The sequence below is a fragment of the Ensifer sp. 1H6 genome (genome assembly GCF_001976035.1).
In the GTDB taxonomy this organism is placed as follows: Bacteria; Pseudomonadota; Alphaproteobacteria; order Rhizobiales; family Rhizobiaceae; genus Ensifer; species Ensifer canadensis.
Genome location: NZ_MOAI01000007.1, coordinates 217117 through 232385 on the forward strand (window position 1 = coordinate 217117; position 15269 = coordinate 232385).

The following is a 15269-nucleotide window of genomic DNA, read 5'->3' on the forward strand; positions in this document are numbered from 1 at the left end:
AAAACAGCTACTTACAGTTTTGTGAGGCATAAACGTCAGGCGTCAGATTCATATGTTTTTCTTGACATATGTCCCACCATAAACCGCAGGCGGACTAGCCAAACCGGCAGGCTTGATGCAGTAATCTCGACTAGGCAACCAGCAGTTATCTGCCCGAAATAGCGGAGAATACGCGCGCGATGGCATTTATCACCCCACCAGCTTCTAAGGCCCGCGTTCGCCAAGCGGGAAAAGCCATCGCTGATGGGACTGCCACAACCAATGATTACGACTTGGTCGACCAATGGCGCGCCTCGCACAGCTACGTCATCAACACTTTCAACGTGTGGCTCCGACGCAAAATCGAAGCATCCGACATCGACGCGGAGTTTGCTCAGCGGTTGAAGCGACGCAACACGGTCATCGATAAGCTTAAACGCCAGAAAGAGGACGGCACGCCGCTTATCCGCGATGTTACTACAATGCAGGATTTTGCCGGCTGCCGACTGATCTTCAAGGATATCGAGGACCTTCATGCATTCAGAGATTTTCTGCTATCTCCGAAGGTTATGGAGAACGTAAATCACAAGCTTAAGCACGACGACCGAAACAAATATAACTACATCGAACACCCGAAAGCGACCGGATACAGAGGCATCCACGATGTCTTTCTGCACTACCCCCGCCCTCACCGGAAAGGGGATGAAACATCCGCACCATGGCAGGGTCTCATGGTGGAAGTGCAATACCGTACGAGGGCGCAGCACGCTTGGGCAACCGCACTTGAGATTTCCGACATTCTCGACCGCCAGCGCACAAAGTTTGGACATGGTGACGATGAACGCGGGGTGTTCTTTGCAAAGGCCAGCGAGATTATCGCGCGCCGGCATGAAAAGCTGACGCGGGCTTTTCTCGGGTGGAGCGACGAAGATCTTGAGCAGAACTTTAGCGAAATGGAGAGAAACCTCGGCATCCTCCAGCGCCTCGGTGCGATGCGGCAGTTTGATAAGTATGATCTTCTTCGGAAACACAACGTGCTGAACATCTTCCTCAACGCAGACGGGGAGTACTCTCTGAACGTTGAGGTTTTCCGCAACTCACAGGATGCCATCTCTCGCGCCAACGAGCTCGAAGAGAGCGCCGATAGCATCAACGCCGTTTACGTGACGGGCGAGCCAAAGCAATTGCGCAGCGCCTATCGAAACTACTTCAATGACCCCGTGGATTTCGTTGCACTTCTCCAGCCTCAGCTCTGAGGATGACACCCGGAGGCGGGCCACCTCAATTGGCCGAAATCAATGACTTGCCGAAAAGCTGGACACTCACCTGTCCGGCTTTTTCATTATGCTTTTTGAAAAAGTGTCCAGCCGCCCTACCCTCCGTGATGGGGAGGATTTAATATGCCAAAGATAGCTGCGCCGAAATGTTCAGCCCGCCATCCGGATCGAGATCTCAATTGCCAGGTGGCACTAGAAGGGGATTTCCTGTTGCTGGCCGATCGCGGAGCGGCCGCCGGCTGGTCGCCCGAGGAAGTGGCTGAGGCATTAATCGAGCTGGCACATAACAATTGGTTCGCGATCGATGCCAACCGTCAGATCTATGAAGAGCCCATCGGAGGCGCCGTCATTCGCGCGCGGAAGCTTCACTAGCCTCCCTAAATCTAGTCGTTGACTCTCTGCGTTAATGAGAACATTTGTAGAACAAAACTTCTCGGAAGGCATTGAGCATGAGCGACGAAACCGGCGCAGCGAAAGCCGCGAGCAGCGGCCCGTATGTCCACCTATGCGAACACCCAGGCTGCAAGAAATGGGGCGGCTTCGGCTTCGCTGTCGGCAGGGCCACCCCGAACTGGTTCTGCCACGAACATCGGCCGGAATGGAAGAAGGGCAATGCCTAAGAACGGCGCCTGGTGGCTGTCGGAGCTTGTCGCCAAGGTTCGTGTCGACTGCTCCTGCGGACTGAAGAAGCAATATGATGCCAAGGCGCTGCTGGAGCGTATCGGCGACATGCCTATGCCCTCGCTCTTGGGCAAACTGGCGCAAGCAAACGGCTGCTCGAAAACCAAGAACAACTTCAATGATCGCTGCCAACTGAAATACAGCGACGCGATGCCTTCGGAGGCCCCGCCCTCCCGATCGTACCGGCTGGCAATGCGGAGCCAGCCGGACGACCGGAAGAAATCACCTTCGCCAATCTGCCGGAGTGGTATGAGCTTTTCTGCCATTGCAAACGCTGCGGCCGGGAACGTCACCTTGATCGGCACAGCCTGGCGCGCCGGTTTGGCACGACGCAGTCTATCGTGGCCCTTGGTCGACGCATGCGCTGCAAAGTGTGCAGCAACAACAGTGGGAACGTAATCCGGGTGGGGAAGCAGAGACGGTAAATGTCCACCGCAGCGATGGAACATTGAGGCCGTGCGCGAGTTGTACGAACTCCCCAACGTATCAACTCTCCAAGGCCCCTCTTCCCCGGGGCCTATTTTTTGAGCTCGAAGACGTCGACATTGTCGACCAGTTCACGCAGCCCCTTGAACGATGGATGGCGAAGCTTCCCGTCGCTGGTGATCTCGGTGTAGGTGATTTCGGCGACAAAAGCCGGCTCGCAGAAAATTGCGTTCTTGCGCTTGAGGGTGACCGGCGGCACCTTTGCCGGCATCGCCGACAGTTGCTTGCGCAGATCGCGGGCCATCTTGTCGGTGAACCCCGTGCCGACGCCGCCGACATAGACCAGCTCGTCGCCTTGCCTTGCCGCCAGCAACAACCGTGAAATCGCGCCGGTCACCTTCGTTGATGGCTCAAACCCGACGACAACAAAGCTGTCACTCTGGATGCATTTCAGTTTGAGCCAATCGCCCTTCCGGCCAGAACGGTAGGGTGCGCGCCTGTCCTTTGCGATGATGCCTTCAAGGCCGAACTCGCAGACAGTTTCCAGAATAACCGCTCCATCGCCTTCGATCTCTTCCGACAACCGGATAACCGAGCCGCCATCTCCAATCACGTTTTCGAGGATCTGCCGGCGCTCTTGCTGTTCCATGCCGCGCAGGTCGTGGCCGTCGAAGTAGAGGAGATCGAAGGCATAAAACAGCGCCTCGTCGGCGACACGCTTGCCGCCCCGTCCGCCGAGCGCCGCCTGCAGCATGCCGAAGTTCGAGCGGCCGGCATCGTCGAGCACGACCGCCTCGCCGTCGAGGATCATGGTCGCGGGGCCGAGCGCCTTGGCTGCCGCCTCGATGGCGGCAAAACGATGCGTCCAGTCATGGCCGCCACGCGTCAGGATGCGTACGCGGCCGGCCTCGACATGCACCGCCAGGCGGTATCCGTCCCACTTGATTTCGAATGACCAGTCGCCGGCGGTCGGCACCCTCTTGGCAAGCAGTGCAAGGCATGGCTCGATGCGATCGGGCATGAGATCTAAAGACAGGCGCGGCTGGTCAGGATCGCGCGGCCTCTTCGGCTGCCCGCGCAGCACGGCGTCATCATCGAGGAGCAACTGTTTCGGGCGCTTGCCTTTGGCCATCCCTAATTTAAGGCACAGCGTGATTGAGGTGTCATCTCGCTTATAGGGTTCAATCCGGAACAAATCCGTCAGACCGGAACATTTTTTCGACGCCCGCGTTTTCTCCGTACCCCATGGACAGCTGGCAGTCCCCCCGCAGCCGTTGTCCCACTCTCCGGCCCCTTCAGCAGGGGCCGTTTCTTTTTCACACCTTTCCGATGACGACAAACACGATGCGCCGGATCGCTTCGGCAAAGCTCACGCCGAGCGCCATTGCCGCGATCCCGGTGACCCCGAGCGCGCCGATGCCCATGAGCTTCCACCGCTTGACGTCGTCGGTGACGGGCTTCATTTCCGCGACGTCCGCGCCGATCGACGTCACCGATGCCTCGACATCGCCAACGCGGTCGACGAGCTGATCCATGCGGGTGTGCACTCCGGCCCTGCTCGCTGCAGCCTTGTCTTCCGATCTTATCGCCCCCTCCTCCAATCGCTTGATTGAGTCCTGCAAGCCCCGCATGCCCGCCACCAGTTCGCCGAGCTGGCGGTGCACTGATGCATCAATATCAGCAGGTGCCATCTAGCGCCCTTCCCCGTGCCGCTCGCATTCCGCATTGGTCCAGACGCCGCCTGCGCAGAGGCCGACGACTGTCCGGTCGATTTTCCGCTGATCCGCCGACGTCGCCCCTCGCGCGCCGACCAGGTCAGTTCCGACGACCCGCCGCAGGCCCTCGACATTTGCTGGTGCGGAAGTCCCACAGCCCATCAGGGCAAGTGTCATAGTCAGCGCGAGCATCGCCCGCGGAATGTGCCGCCGCATTGTTCTGCCTCTCGAATGCGTTGGTGACTGATCGGGCGCCGTCCTCGCGAATCTCAAGAACGACCCATGTGATGGCGGCGAGCACGAGCACGCCGCCGAGGATCTTCGGCCACGCGATCATGCCGGCGCATCCTCGATTGCCTTTTTGATATCGCGAACGGCTGCGATGATCTGATGCCGCAGCATCAGGCCGGCGCCGATCGCAACAAGGCCGACGACGCCGATCGCGACCACGGTCGGCCACTCTGCGCCGGCAAGCGCCGAAACCGCCGTGCCGGTCGCCGAGGCACCCCCAAAGAGCCAACCCCAGAGGTTGGTCTTTTTCTTCACTTCCTTTTCGACGGACGGCGGCATGACAGCCTCTGTTACCGGCGCCGTTTTCACCTCCGGCTTTGCAGCCTCGCCAGGCACGAGCGCTACCAACGCCCTGTGCATCGCGGCTCGAGTCTTCGGCCCGACATCACCGTCAACGTCGAGACGATGGTCGGACTGAAACTGGAGAACGTTGTCCGGCCGATAGCCGAGCACCACGAGCGCCAGGCGCGCGAAGCGATCAATGCGATCCGCAAAGCCATTCTTGCCGCCATTGATCTTTTTCGTAATCGTCTCGACGTCGCCCTGATCGGCCCATCGGTTGAGGTCACGCATTTGCCAGTAGAATATTGGCACCAGGCCTTCCCAAGGATCTCGATTGACCGCGTCCGGATCTTCGACGAAGTCTGGGCAATCGAGCCCTTCCTTACGGCACCATTCGCGAAACGCCCGATAGTTATCCTTGCCGGTCAGCTGCGTCGCCGTGCGGCCAAGATACTTCTTGCCGTCGCCGTCACGCGCCGGCGTGTTGCCGAGATCTGTTCGGGTGTCGTACCGGTCCTGCGCCGGCGTGGGCCCCCAGATCTCGCGATCGAACCGGAAATCGGCGCTTTCGTGCCCGAGCTGGGCAAAATAGTGTACCAGGCGATGCGGCTTATCGAGCCCGAACATGTCGCCGTAGCGATCGAGCGCGACCAGAACGGATCCCAGGTTGGTGTCATTGACCGGCCCTTTCGCGGCCGAGCGGATTTGCTGCGCGGTGATGACGCTCACGGTTGAAGGCCTCATTGTTGGAGGGCATGAGTTTGTGCGCGACGGAAAGAGTTCCCGCGCGGGTGTGTTTCACAAACATCGAGTTGAGAGAGAGAATAGCGATGCGCGCCGAGCGCATCGCTCAATTTAGCGCCCCTGCCCAGATCGAAACGGCAGCCTCAAGGCGTGGTGGTCCAATGGATCAGACAGTAGACAGTCGCACCTTATTCACTGCTCAGCCCCGCTAATCCACTCTCCCACTCTAAAATCCTCGCCTTGATGGGCCAAAACGGAGGCATAGTGGATCTCCAAAGGGCGCGGTTTTGAGCTCCAAAGGGCCTTACTGATTGCTCTTGGGTCGACTTTGACCTGCAAAGTTGCGGCGATTTCCTTGCCAACACGGGTTAAAACGTACGTGTTAAAAGCGGATCTCTCGTTTTCTTTCGAAAGCTTTACTCGATAAACGAATTGATCGGAAAAAACATATGCGTAGCCGTCTTCCTGCACGTTAAAAAAGAAGTCCGTCCCGGGCCCATGTATTGCAAACAAACCAAAGTCCTGCAGCGCAAAAGATTCCTCGAATTCGAGAGCATTCTCTATAGCGGCGACTGGCAGGGAAGTGTTGACTGCGTACTTCAGCGCCTTCTCAATCAACTTTGCCATGCCATCATCAAGCGAGGAAACCACTTGCATAGTTCTAGGTGAATATGAACCCCGTCTGCGAATTTCACCCGCCAGGATTTTGGCCCAAAGGTCGCGAAATTCGTCCGAGCTTGCATCTTCAGCATACCTCTCGAACGAGTTCATCCAGTCGTCTGTCGGGCCGTCGCAATCTAGTGGCGGAGGATCAATCCTTAAATACTCAACGGTGCGCCGCGCAACGTCCTCCCTATTGCGTTGCTTCCGAGTAAGGTCTCCCACAAAGCGATCAACCGCTCGTTCAACGATCTCTGGATTCGAAGACGCAGACCTCGCAGCCGCCTCCGCGACCGCCTTCGCAACGATTGATTTTGATTCGGTCTCGTCGGCAATGGATCGAGCCTGCATCTTCAGCCAGGCCGCAGGGATCTCCGTAAATCCGGAGATGAGACGAGATATGGATTTGCCAGCGGGGCCAGCTATGACTTGTGGCAGCCCACCCTCCAAGAGTGTGCTCAGGACTCCGGCCCACGAGCTTGACGAAGGCAGTTCGCTAGAATCTTCAGACATTTGAGTTTCTCCCCAGTGCCGACGGATCATATGTCGTCATTGCGGAAGGGCAAGTTGGATGCTGTATCCATGGACACGAATTGCGACTTAGGGTTACATTCTCTTTTGGAGAGGAGGCGCTTCAAATGAGCATGCAATACCTGAGTCAGTTTGAGTCCATCGGTGACAACTGCGAATTTGGCCTAATGCAGCATGCGCATGGTATCTATGATGGAGGGCTGCTGAAGTGGTCCAAGATCAACGATGTTGAGCATCTGATCGAGCTGCTCAAGAACGACTTCCGACACGCATTTCGATATGAGAACCTCGCACCCGTCCACGACGACATGGTCATCGATTTGCGGTCCCAGATCCTGTTCCATAGCAAGCTGGGGTCGACATCGCATGGCGGCGTGCGCATTTGGAATGAACGACGTGAAAGCGATCGGCGGACGATTTTCAACAAGGAGCAAGCAAAACATAAGCACCTCCTCCGGAAGTTCCGCGACACCGCCGCCAGAGGACAGAGGATTTTCATTTTCAAATCGAACGATGGCCTCACTCAGCGGCAGGAAGAAAGGCTTCTTCTCGCCTTGCGAACACTCGGACCAGCTCGCCTCATGATCGTCGAGAAAGCGGAGAATTGCCAGGCTATAGGCCGGGTCGAATTGCTTTCCGAGGGTTTCATGAAGGGATACATCGAACGGTTTGCGCCCTATGGTGAAGCCGACAAATGCGTCCCTGGGGCTTGGGAACGCCTCTGCGAAAAGGCGCTCCGGATCGTCAATGAGCCCAACCTTTGTATGGTCGGATAATCAGCTGTGAATGTTCATCACCCCGCTCGCCGGGATCGTCCACGGCCCGCTTTGCGCATATCCGGTCACCCCGGATGAAAGCTCTACATTGTTGGCTAGAGGCCCGACTTTGTAGTTGTTGGCCGAAGGATTGATGAAGGCAATCGAAGCAGAGCCAGCCACCCCTGTGTTTGGATCTTCGGTGCGGAAATTGTTTCCGGTAATGATCGTAGCGAACTTGTATGCGCCGGAAGTATCACCGGTGGCATCGAGCAAGATGCCATGAGTCTTGTTGGCATCGAAAGAATTGGCCTCGATCACCGAGTTTTTCGCGCCGATGTTGCCAGTCTTGGTCACTGTCAAGCCGACATATTTCGAGCGCTCAAACTGGCTATTGATCCACCGGACCCCGAAGCCGCCATCATTTGAACCGATGCCTCCCGTGAAATGGCACGTATCGACAGTGCTGTCGCTCCAGTCGACATTGATCGGTCGTCCATCGCTCGCGTCCGGCAGCCGCACAAAAACGTTCTTCATCGAATTCACCCAACTGGGATCAGTCGATGTGATCTTCTGCGACCTGATGCCGTGCATCGTCAGGCTGTCGGTCTGCATACCCAGATCTTCAAGACGAAAATCAAGCATCTGCCGAAAGTAGATCATGTAACTGTAGGAGCCATCAGCCCGGAAGACAAAGCCCTTCATCTGTCCGTGACTGAGCATCAGCGCGGTATTCTTGTTGACGAAACAAGCCTGGCCGGAGCCTGTGAAATGCAAGCGGGTAGCGCCAGTCTGCCCAATGTCGACCCAGTAATCCGTTGCAGAGCGACCGCCGAGACCAATCAGTTGCTGAAAACGTCGGACCTCAAGTAGACCGTGAATGCGATATGTCTTGGCAGCACCCATGTATACGCGAAGCGAGAAATCCAGTGCATCCTGGAATGCCTGCCGATCATCCGTGCCTGTGCCATTGCCAGGGGAATCTCCCTTGGCTCCGCACATCTCGACGTATACTTCCAGTTCAGCCAGCTTGTACCAAATCGTCGCGCCACCTGAGAGTGTGATCGAAAATTTGCAACTGGACGGGATCGAAGGTTCGCTAGCAACCTTGGCGTATAATGCCCCGCCGCCGTCGGCAGCCGCGGCAAACCCAGCGGTGCGAATGAAATCAGGCGCGACCGCCGGATGATAGTTCGCGGCGGCCCAAGCCCGGCTTGGCTGCTCACTCTGCACCGATGACGCCGCAGTGATCGCTTGGTTCTTTGCGAGCTCAGCCGCAGCTTGCGCTGCCTCGGCGGCCGCCACCACCGCGCTCGACACCTGGTCGCTGATCAGTCGGAAGGTCGAGCCGCTGATGGAACCGAGAACAATCATGCCGGCAACGAGCCCGCCAGCGGCAACATCGTTGCCGCTGTTAGTCTTGACCGTTAAGGCCGCCCCGCCATTAAAGGAAACCGTGACGGGCGATGCGGTGTTCGCCTCGATGACATTCATCCTGATAAGCGCCGAGGCGTTAACCGGAACGCCAGTCGTAGCCTGGATCGCATTCGGTGTGCCGGCGCCGACATCGGTCGCGGGGATGAACGAATACGGCAGATCGCCAAGGCGTTGCCAGGATCCCGTCCCGGAGGCTCCGACCTTTCGGTAAACGCCATTGTTTCCAACGGTCGCGTCGCCCATGACCCAGGCTTGCTGATTGGCAGCATAGGTCAGGGTTGCGTCCATTGTCGCCTTATCGGGGAAGATGATGCCCCCACCAGCCTGAAACGCCAGGATCAGCCGCTCGACCTCAGTCCCCCACACCTGCGCATCGTGGTTCTCTACTTGACGCGCGTTGCCAGCCACGTCATGGGGCGCAAAGGTGTCGTTTGCCGTCTTCGTGAAAAGAGACATTCAATTCTCCGATGGATGTGGGGTGCGTGCTAGCGAGCGTTCAGATCAAGGGTCTGGAGGGTTCCAGACGGTTATCGTGTAAGTGCGGGGTGTGCCGTCACCGCCGTCGGTGGTTCTGGTCATCAGCCGCCATTGGACGGTGTGCTGGGTAATGCTCGATGAATTGCCGTAACTGTCGTTGAATGTCAGATCCTGCCCAGGACGGGCATTCTGCTCGTCTCGCGCTAACCACGCGCCGTAACCACTTCCGGTATTGACACGGCGCTCCAGTCGGATCGATGCGCAACGCAGCTCATTCGCCTCAACAGTGACATTCAGCATGCCGAGGCCAGTCGTGCCCCCAGTCGCGCCGCCAGATATCACGCCAGGCTGCCCACAAGGCGTATTGTCGACACCGGCGGTCGCGTGCAGCGATGGCGAGAAATAGCTTCCATCATCACCATTGAATATGCGCACACGGGCATCGATCTCCAATCCGAGAACATCCGCACCGACATAGGCGTAGGTGCTTTGCTCGGTCATGCCATTCCATGATCCGGGCAGCCCGCCGACATAGGCGCGGTAGTTCGCCTCGATCGTCGTGAATGCCACGGCGGGAAGGCCGTAAGCGATCCGGAGTTCCTTGGCGCCGCCAATCGGATAGGTGATCTGGACGACTGCAGTCGGCGCCGCCGGCGTCGGCAGCGTGCTTTCATACTCCATTTCCGGAATTGGCTCGGGTGCGGGCGCTTCGTCGGTTGCCGGGTTCCACGTCGGCAACAACGGCCATACTGCGAACGGCACCTCTACAGTGCCGCGACCATCATCGACCCGCGGCGGCTGAAACCGCACCTTCTCGATATCGCCAAGGTCCGGCAACTCAACCTCGCCGTAGTACACACCCCATGCAGCCAGCCCCGCCATGTTGGTGGTCGCCACACCCGTATCACCGCGTGCAAGGGCAAAACGTCGCCGCGCGATGCGCTGTGCTTGGCTGGCCGAAGGGCAAAAGGGAAGCACGACATCGTGGTATTTCGGCCCGTAGCGCGTCACCTCGTCATAAATACGCGCCCAGGCGATGCCGGTCATGTCGATGTCGGCCATCTCGTAGTTTCGCTCGGGCGAGTAATACGAGACACGGCAGATGTTCGGCCGCTCGACAGCTTCCGGACCAGACATCCAATCCAGATCAATGATATCGAGCATCCCTAGAGACAACTCGCTGACTGGGTTGTCGTCGATCAATTCGAACCAGATCTTGCCGGCTGCCGTCATGCGGATCTCGGCGCCGATCGAGGCCAGAATATCCTCCATCGTTTCCCTGCGAGCACCCTCCCACGCCCACATGCCGCCGCACCTCGATCGCTTCTCGGTTCCGGTTCTCGTGGCGACATTGACGTCAGCCTTCACCGCCTGCGTCGTGATCAGCGGCCAGTCGAAGCGGTCGGCAGTAAACGCAGGGTCTCGGCGCAGGACGTGAGCAGCATTCAGGATGCCATTTTCGTTCCAAACCCACGTTGCAACATTGTCGGGGTCTGCGCCTTCTATCCGAGGATCGTAGGTGATCGACGCACGCGCGATCCATTCCGTGTCGGGGACGCCGCCCTGATAAAGGGTCAGATATTTCGGCTCTGTCAGCCCCGGATTGAAGTAACTGATCAGAGACTGCGCAATGCCGCGTGCACGGTGCGCCGAGGTCCAGAGCGTAGGGAATGCCGCAACGAGCGCCGGCCACGCGGTTTCCGCCCCGGTCCCCTTCTTATCCTCCCACTTCATCCATGAGCCGCCGGGCGTTGCCCATGGCGGAGAAGATACTCTGCCATCCGGATCGACAGTGACTTCCCGCCCACCAACAAAATAGGCCTCGATTGCATCAATAGGCCCCTGCAGCCGGCAGACCATACGCCAGCGTGTTGAGCCATCGGTATTGCCAAAGGCTTTGAGCCCGCCAACGCGCACGCGCCCAAGCCCTTCGATGACCGAGCTTTCGCCGGATTCGAACGTATTCTTAGCGTCCGCCGCCTTGACCGTTCCCGTTGGTCTCTGACGGCCAACCAGCGACAGTCCGAGCACGGCGCCACCGACTATGACGTTGGCGGCAATCGTCGCGATAGTGCCTGCTGCCGTCGCTGCAATCGCAGTGCTGGAAAGCAGAAAGCCATGAATAGCCGTCGCAATCAGGGATACGGGGTCCGCATGGGCGTCCGCCGCCATCGCGACAAACGATGCACCACTAGCAAACAGCAATCTCAAGGAGTTCATAGAATGGCCCAGGCCTTCACGATCTGCCGTGGCGTCAGATAGATGACGCCCATTTCCGCCCGCCACGCGAAATAGCCGCCGGCGATGAATATGCCGCCCACCTGACCAAAGCGGGCGGTCTGGATGATTCCCACGTCACCGGGCTGCGGCGCGCCGCATTCCCGCAGTCCGAACTGCAAAAGAGCTTCAGACCACAGCTGCTCCAGCGAACCGGCGCAAATGATAAGGCGGTGGGCCTGCCCCTTGCTCGACCAACGCGGCAATGGCACCTCGCGCCCGTGCACGCGAGCGACCCATGACGCGGCCCAACGCGAGCAATCCGAAACACCCCAGACGCAAGCGCTATCCTGTGCCTCTTCGAGAAAGAGGCGGAGTTCCTCACCGATCTCAGGCACGAATGACCTCCTGAACCTTCACCCCGACGAAATCGAGGCCCTTGTCGCCCGGAAAACGCGCCCGCTGGTCAGCCGGATTCCACTTGCCGCCGAAGGGAAAATTCTGCGAGTGCCAGAGGCTTTCGATCGTGAACGACACCGTGCGAGCGCCGATGCCACTCCAGCGGATTTTCGGCGAGGACAGGTATCCCGGAAACATCTTTTTCAGGCCAGAAGCCCAAACCTCCTGTGTCTCCTGGTCGAAGGCGCACCAATAGATGTCGGCGAGCCTTCCCTCCATTTCCCTGCCCTGATCCTTGACCGATCGCAGGAAGTCGATGTTCACGCCGGACAGCGCGATATCCACCTTCGCCGCCTGGCCGAAACGCGGGTCTTCGACGGCATTGATCGACACCAGTTGCCCGCCGGCGGGATTAGAAACCCCGCGCCATTCGAGCCCGCCGACCGTCTTGCGCCCCACGCCATTGTGCAGCCGCCAGCGGCCCGAAGGCAGATCGAGATCCGCAAACCAAGCGCGCGCGATATGAGGCCGACGCAGGAACGCGAGGTCATCTTCCGAAAACAGGTTCGCCACGTGTCAGCGCCACCGCTGCGTCTGCGCCAGGTCCCGCTCCGCCAGCCTCCGCTCCAACCGCGCAATTGCCGTCGGATCGGCGCCGCGCGCATCGATGTTGTAAACAACCGTTACGCTAGGGGGCTTTGTCGTTGCACGCACCTTGGAAACCAACCCCGACAGCCAGCACAGAACTACTTTCATCGCCATCTCCTTCGCTTGATCAAATGCGCCTGTCAGTCCGCGAAATAGTCGCGAACGTCGTAGTCGAAGACCTCGACCAAGGTCACCGTCGCCTCATCAGCATAGCCGACGCCACGTGTCGCGCTGGCCGCATCCTCGCTCTCAAGCCGCATCGCCATGACAGGATAGAGCGTGGCAAAGTCGTCGACCGTCAGCGCCTTTCGCAACGGCGGCCAGATCCGGTACTCACCGTCGCCCCGCTCTTCCGTCACGGTGTAGAGACCGAAGTGCAACGGGAAGAAGCCGAGGTAATCACCCATGCCGAGCCGGTGGCCCCATGCCATGTCCTGCAGTCGAATGATTGAATCGTCGAACTCGGCCGGCGCGGCGAGCTTCACGTTCGGCGCAGTTAGTTCCCAATTCTGACCATTCGACCAAGGCTCTCCATTCCCCCACGGCATGCCGAACCGTTCTTGGCTCGGAGATGCGGAAAGGCCCGCTTCAAGCAGCGTCATCATGTCGGGATCGCCGAAGGGCACCCGCGTGGCATTGGCTCCGGCGTGCAGCGCCGTCACCCAGCCGCGATAGCGCCGGAACTTGGCATCTTTGGAAACCGGAAATGTGAATTGCCAACGCCATGCCCCGAAAGGCGACGCCACAGTCTGGCTGAAGTTCCCAGTCGATGTGTTCGACGAAGCACCTACAGCGCGCGGGCCAGAGAGTGGCGCCATGGCCCGAGGCGCCAGGCCGCCCGGCATGGATATCAATCGTGCCATTATGCCCTCGTGCCGCGCGTGGACGCTGTATGCTGATAGCCGGAGACCCGCTTGCTTTCCGTCCGGTCCCGCTCGGCAAGCCCGCGCTCGAGTCGAGCGATCGCCGCCTGGTCGGCGCCGCGCGCGTCGATGTGATAGACCGGCGCGTAGCTTCCGCCGCCTGTTCGCTGGCTGGGCTTCGAGATGCTGACCGTTTCGTTGGGGCTCGCGCGAAATGCGACGAGCTGGCTGTCGATGCCGCCGGCGCCGCCGACCTGAAACGATCCACCGTTGGCAAAACCGACCAGGCCGCCGAGCAACCCCTTGATCAGTCCACCCCCAAGCCCGCCACCGAAGTTCATCGTCTGTAGGAGGTTGGAGCCGATACTGCGCAGCGCATCGAGCGCAACATCGCGCCAGTCCTTCGTGCCCTTAATCGCTTCGGCAAGCGACGAACCTACACTGTCGAACATGCCGCTGATGCCATTTCCAAGGCCAGCGCCGACGGTCTTGATCCCGTCGAATGCCGAAGTGATCCCGCCGGCCACGCCGCCGGCAACGCCGACGACATCGCCCTGCAGGCTGCTCATGCCGTTTCCGAGACCCTGCATGATGTTCACGCCGATCTCGTGCATGACGCGCGACGGCGAATGGATGTCGAAGAAGCCAGTGAAGGTATCCTTGATGCCCGAGGCAATATCGGAAACACCGGTCTTGATATTCTCCCACTGCGCCTGAATACCCTGCCAAAGGCCGTCGATGATCTGCTTGCCGATCTCGATCATCTGAGCCGGCAAGGCGCGGAAGGTCGACAGGATTTGTTCGCCGAGACCGGAGAGCGCATCGGCGATCGCTGTTCGCATCTCCTGAAACTTCTGGATCACCAGCGTCAGCGCCTGCGTATGCAGCTCGATGAAGGCAGCGGTGATCTTTTTCACCCACTCCCAGCCTGCCTGTATCTCCGGCCAAAAGGCGACGACCGCCGCCGTCAAGGCTGTGATACCTGCGACGGTCAGCGCGATCGGCGCGCCAATTGCCGCAATACCGGCGACGACCAGACCAAGCGGCACGGCCAACGCGGCAAAACCCACCGTCAGGCCTGCGAGCACACTAATAAACGTCTGTGTCTGCGGCGAGAGATTGCGAAACGCTTCCGAGACACCGACCATGAACTCGCTCACGCGGGCAAGGGTCGGCGCGAGCGCGCCGGCGATCTGCGTCACTAGGCCGGAAAGCGTCGCCTGCAGCCGGCTGATGTTGTCGTTGAACTCTTCCGCCGCCTTGCCGGTCTCGGCCGTGATTGTCAGGCCCAGCGCCTGCGCCTCGTCGGTCATTTCCTTGAGGCCGGCCGCCCCGCCGTTCAAGAGCGGGATCAGGTCAAGCCCGGATTTTCCGAACAGCTGCACAGCAAGGGCTGTCTTCTGCGCCCCATCTTCCATCGCGGCGAACTTGTCCGCGACATCGAGCAAAACAGCCGACGACGAACGCAAGGTGCCGTCGGCATTGGTTGCGGAGACGCCGAGCTGCGTGAACAGCTCGGCCGCCGCCTTGCTGCCACCAGCAGCCGACGCCATGTTCGTCGAGAGCTTCTTAAAACCGTTGCCGACGCCCTCGATGGAAACGCCCGATAGATCAGCCGCATATTTCAGGCGCGACAGTTCCTCGATCGGCACGCCGATTTTCGCAGCGAGCTTACTCATATCGTCGGCTTCGTCGATCGCACCCTTGAGCGCGACCCCGATGGCAGCACCTGCCGTCGCGGCGGCAGCGCTGGCCGCCATCAGTCCCTTCTTCAGCGCCGGTGCAAACTTCGCCAGCCTCGACTGTGCCTGCGAGATACCCTTGTCGAAGGCAGCCGAATCCAGCCCGAGCACCGCTCGAAGCGCACCGATGACAGCATTCATGGAG

Annotated in this window: 17 protein-coding genes; 3 read left to right on the forward strand and 14 right to left on the reverse strand. The window is 59.3% G+C overall.

Annotated features, from left to right (window positions below):
- Nucleotides 1-179 precede the first annotated feature (179 nt).
- Nucleotides 180-1235 (forward strand): RelA/SpoT domain-containing protein, encoded by a 1056-nt coding sequence (locus tag BKP54_RS11100; RefSeq protein WP_084814410.1) that lies wholly within the window; start codon nucleotides 180-182, stop codon nucleotides 1233-1235.
- A gap of 231 nt (nucleotides 1236-1466) precedes the next feature.
- A complete protein-coding gene (locus BKP54_RS35660; RefSeq protein ID WP_210190572.1) occupies nucleotides 1467-1628 on the forward strand; it encodes a hypothetical protein in 162 nt (53 codons plus the stop codon).
- Between the two features lie 131 nt (nucleotides 1629-1759).
- Here BKP54_RS35660 and BKP54_RS35800 read toward each other — a convergent pair whose 3' ends face one another.
- The 7 genes from BKP54_RS35800 to BKP54_RS11135 all read right to left on the reverse strand — a co-directional run bounded on the left by BKP54_RS35800 (nucleotide 1760) and on the right by BKP54_RS11135 (nucleotide 6568).
- Nucleotides 1760-2203 (reverse strand): hypothetical protein, encoded by a 444-nt coding sequence (locus BKP54_RS35800; protein ID WP_158071683.1) that lies wholly within the window; start codon nucleotides 2201-2203, stop codon nucleotides 1760-1762.
- A gap of 251 nt (nucleotides 2204-2454) precedes the next feature.
- On the reverse strand, nucleotides 2455-3495 hold the full coding sequence (ligD, locus tag BKP54_RS11115; protein ID WP_084814412.1) for a non-homologous end-joining DNA ligase: 1041 nt from the start codon (nucleotides 3493-3495) through the stop codon (nucleotides 2455-2457).
- Nucleotides 3496-3679: 184 nt separating this feature from the next.
- Nucleotides 3680-4054 (reverse strand): DUF1515 family protein, encoded by a 375-nt coding sequence (locus tag BKP54_RS11120; RefSeq protein ID WP_084814413.1) that lies wholly within the window; start codon nucleotides 4052-4054, stop codon nucleotides 3680-3682.
- The gene (locus BKP54_RS36450; protein WP_084814414.1) at nucleotides 4055-4294 is read right to left on the reverse strand and encodes a hypothetical protein; all 240 of its coding nucleotides are present in this window, start codon (nucleotides 4292-4294) and stop codon (nucleotides 4055-4057) included.
- Complete coding sequence (locus tag BKP54_RS34995; protein WP_128090395.1) at nucleotides 4179-4415, reverse strand: hypothetical protein; 237 nt, start codon at nucleotides 4413-4415, stop codon at nucleotides 4179-4181. The genes BKP54_RS36450 and BKP54_RS34995 overlap by 116 nt, the downstream gene beginning before the upstream one ends.
- The gene (locus BKP54_RS11130; protein WP_084814415.1) at nucleotides 4412-5380 is read right to left on the reverse strand and encodes a chitinase; all 969 of its coding nucleotides are present in this window, start codon (nucleotides 5378-5380) and stop codon (nucleotides 4412-4414) included. Before BKP54_RS11130 ends, BKP54_RS34995 begins: the two co-directional genes overlap by 4 nt.
- Before the next feature lie 207 nt (nucleotides 5381-5587).
- Nucleotides 5588-6568: a DUF2806 domain-containing protein gene (locus BKP54_RS11135; RefSeq protein ID WP_158071684.1), complete on the reverse strand. Its 981-nt coding sequence runs from the start codon at nucleotides 6566-6568 to the stop codon at nucleotides 5588-5590.
- A 125-nt stretch (nucleotides 6569-6693) separates the two neighbouring features.
- On the opposite strand from BKP54_RS11135, the gene BKP54_RS11140 reads away from it, so the two are divergent.
- On the forward strand, nucleotides 6694-7362 hold the full coding sequence (locus tag BKP54_RS11140; RefSeq protein WP_084814417.1) for a hypothetical protein: 669 nt from the start codon (nucleotides 6694-6696) through the stop codon (nucleotides 7360-7362).
- On the opposite strand, the gene BKP54_RS11145 is transcribed toward BKP54_RS11140, so the two are convergent.
- From BKP54_RS11145 to BKP54_RS11175, 7 genes are all read right to left on the reverse strand, one after another.
- A complete protein-coding gene (locus BKP54_RS11145; RefSeq protein ID WP_084814418.1) occupies nucleotides 7363-9234 on the reverse strand; it encodes a hypothetical protein in 1872 nt (623 codons plus the stop codon).
- 45 nt (nucleotides 9235-9279) lie between these two features.
- Nucleotides 9280-11172, reverse strand: a complete 1893-nt coding sequence (locus BKP54_RS11150; RefSeq protein WP_128090396.1) for a hypothetical protein — start codon at nucleotides 11170-11172, stop codon at nucleotides 9280-9282.
- Nucleotides 11173-11471: 299 nt separating this feature from the next.
- Nucleotides 11472-11870: a hypothetical protein gene (locus BKP54_RS11155; protein WP_084814420.1), complete on the reverse strand. Its 399-nt coding sequence runs from the start codon at nucleotides 11868-11870 to the stop codon at nucleotides 11472-11474.
- The gene (locus BKP54_RS11160; protein ID WP_084814421.1) at nucleotides 11863-12444 is read right to left on the reverse strand and encodes a transcriptional regulator; all 582 of its coding nucleotides are present in this window, start codon (nucleotides 12442-12444) and stop codon (nucleotides 11863-11865) included. The genes BKP54_RS11155 and BKP54_RS11160 overlap by 8 nt, the downstream gene beginning before the upstream one ends.
- Before the next feature lie 3 nt (nucleotides 12445-12447).
- On the reverse strand, nucleotides 12448-12627 hold the full coding sequence (locus BKP54_RS11165) for a hypothetical protein (RefSeq protein ID WP_084814422.1): 180 nt from the start codon (nucleotides 12625-12627) through the stop codon (nucleotides 12448-12450).
- Nucleotides 12628-12659: 32 nt separating this feature from the next.
- Complete coding sequence (locus BKP54_RS11170; protein WP_245317819.1) at nucleotides 12660-13382, reverse strand: hypothetical protein; 723 nt, start codon at nucleotides 13380-13382, stop codon at nucleotides 12660-12662.
- Nucleotides 13382-15265 carry a hypothetical protein gene (locus BKP54_RS11175; RefSeq protein WP_084814423.1) on the reverse strand — a complete coding sequence of 628 codons (1884 nt, stop codon included), beginning with the start codon at nucleotides 15263-15265 and terminating at the stop codon, nucleotides 13382-13384. Before BKP54_RS11175 ends, BKP54_RS11170 begins: the two co-directional genes overlap by 1 nt.
- Between the last annotated feature and the right edge of the window lie 4 nt (nucleotides 15266-15269).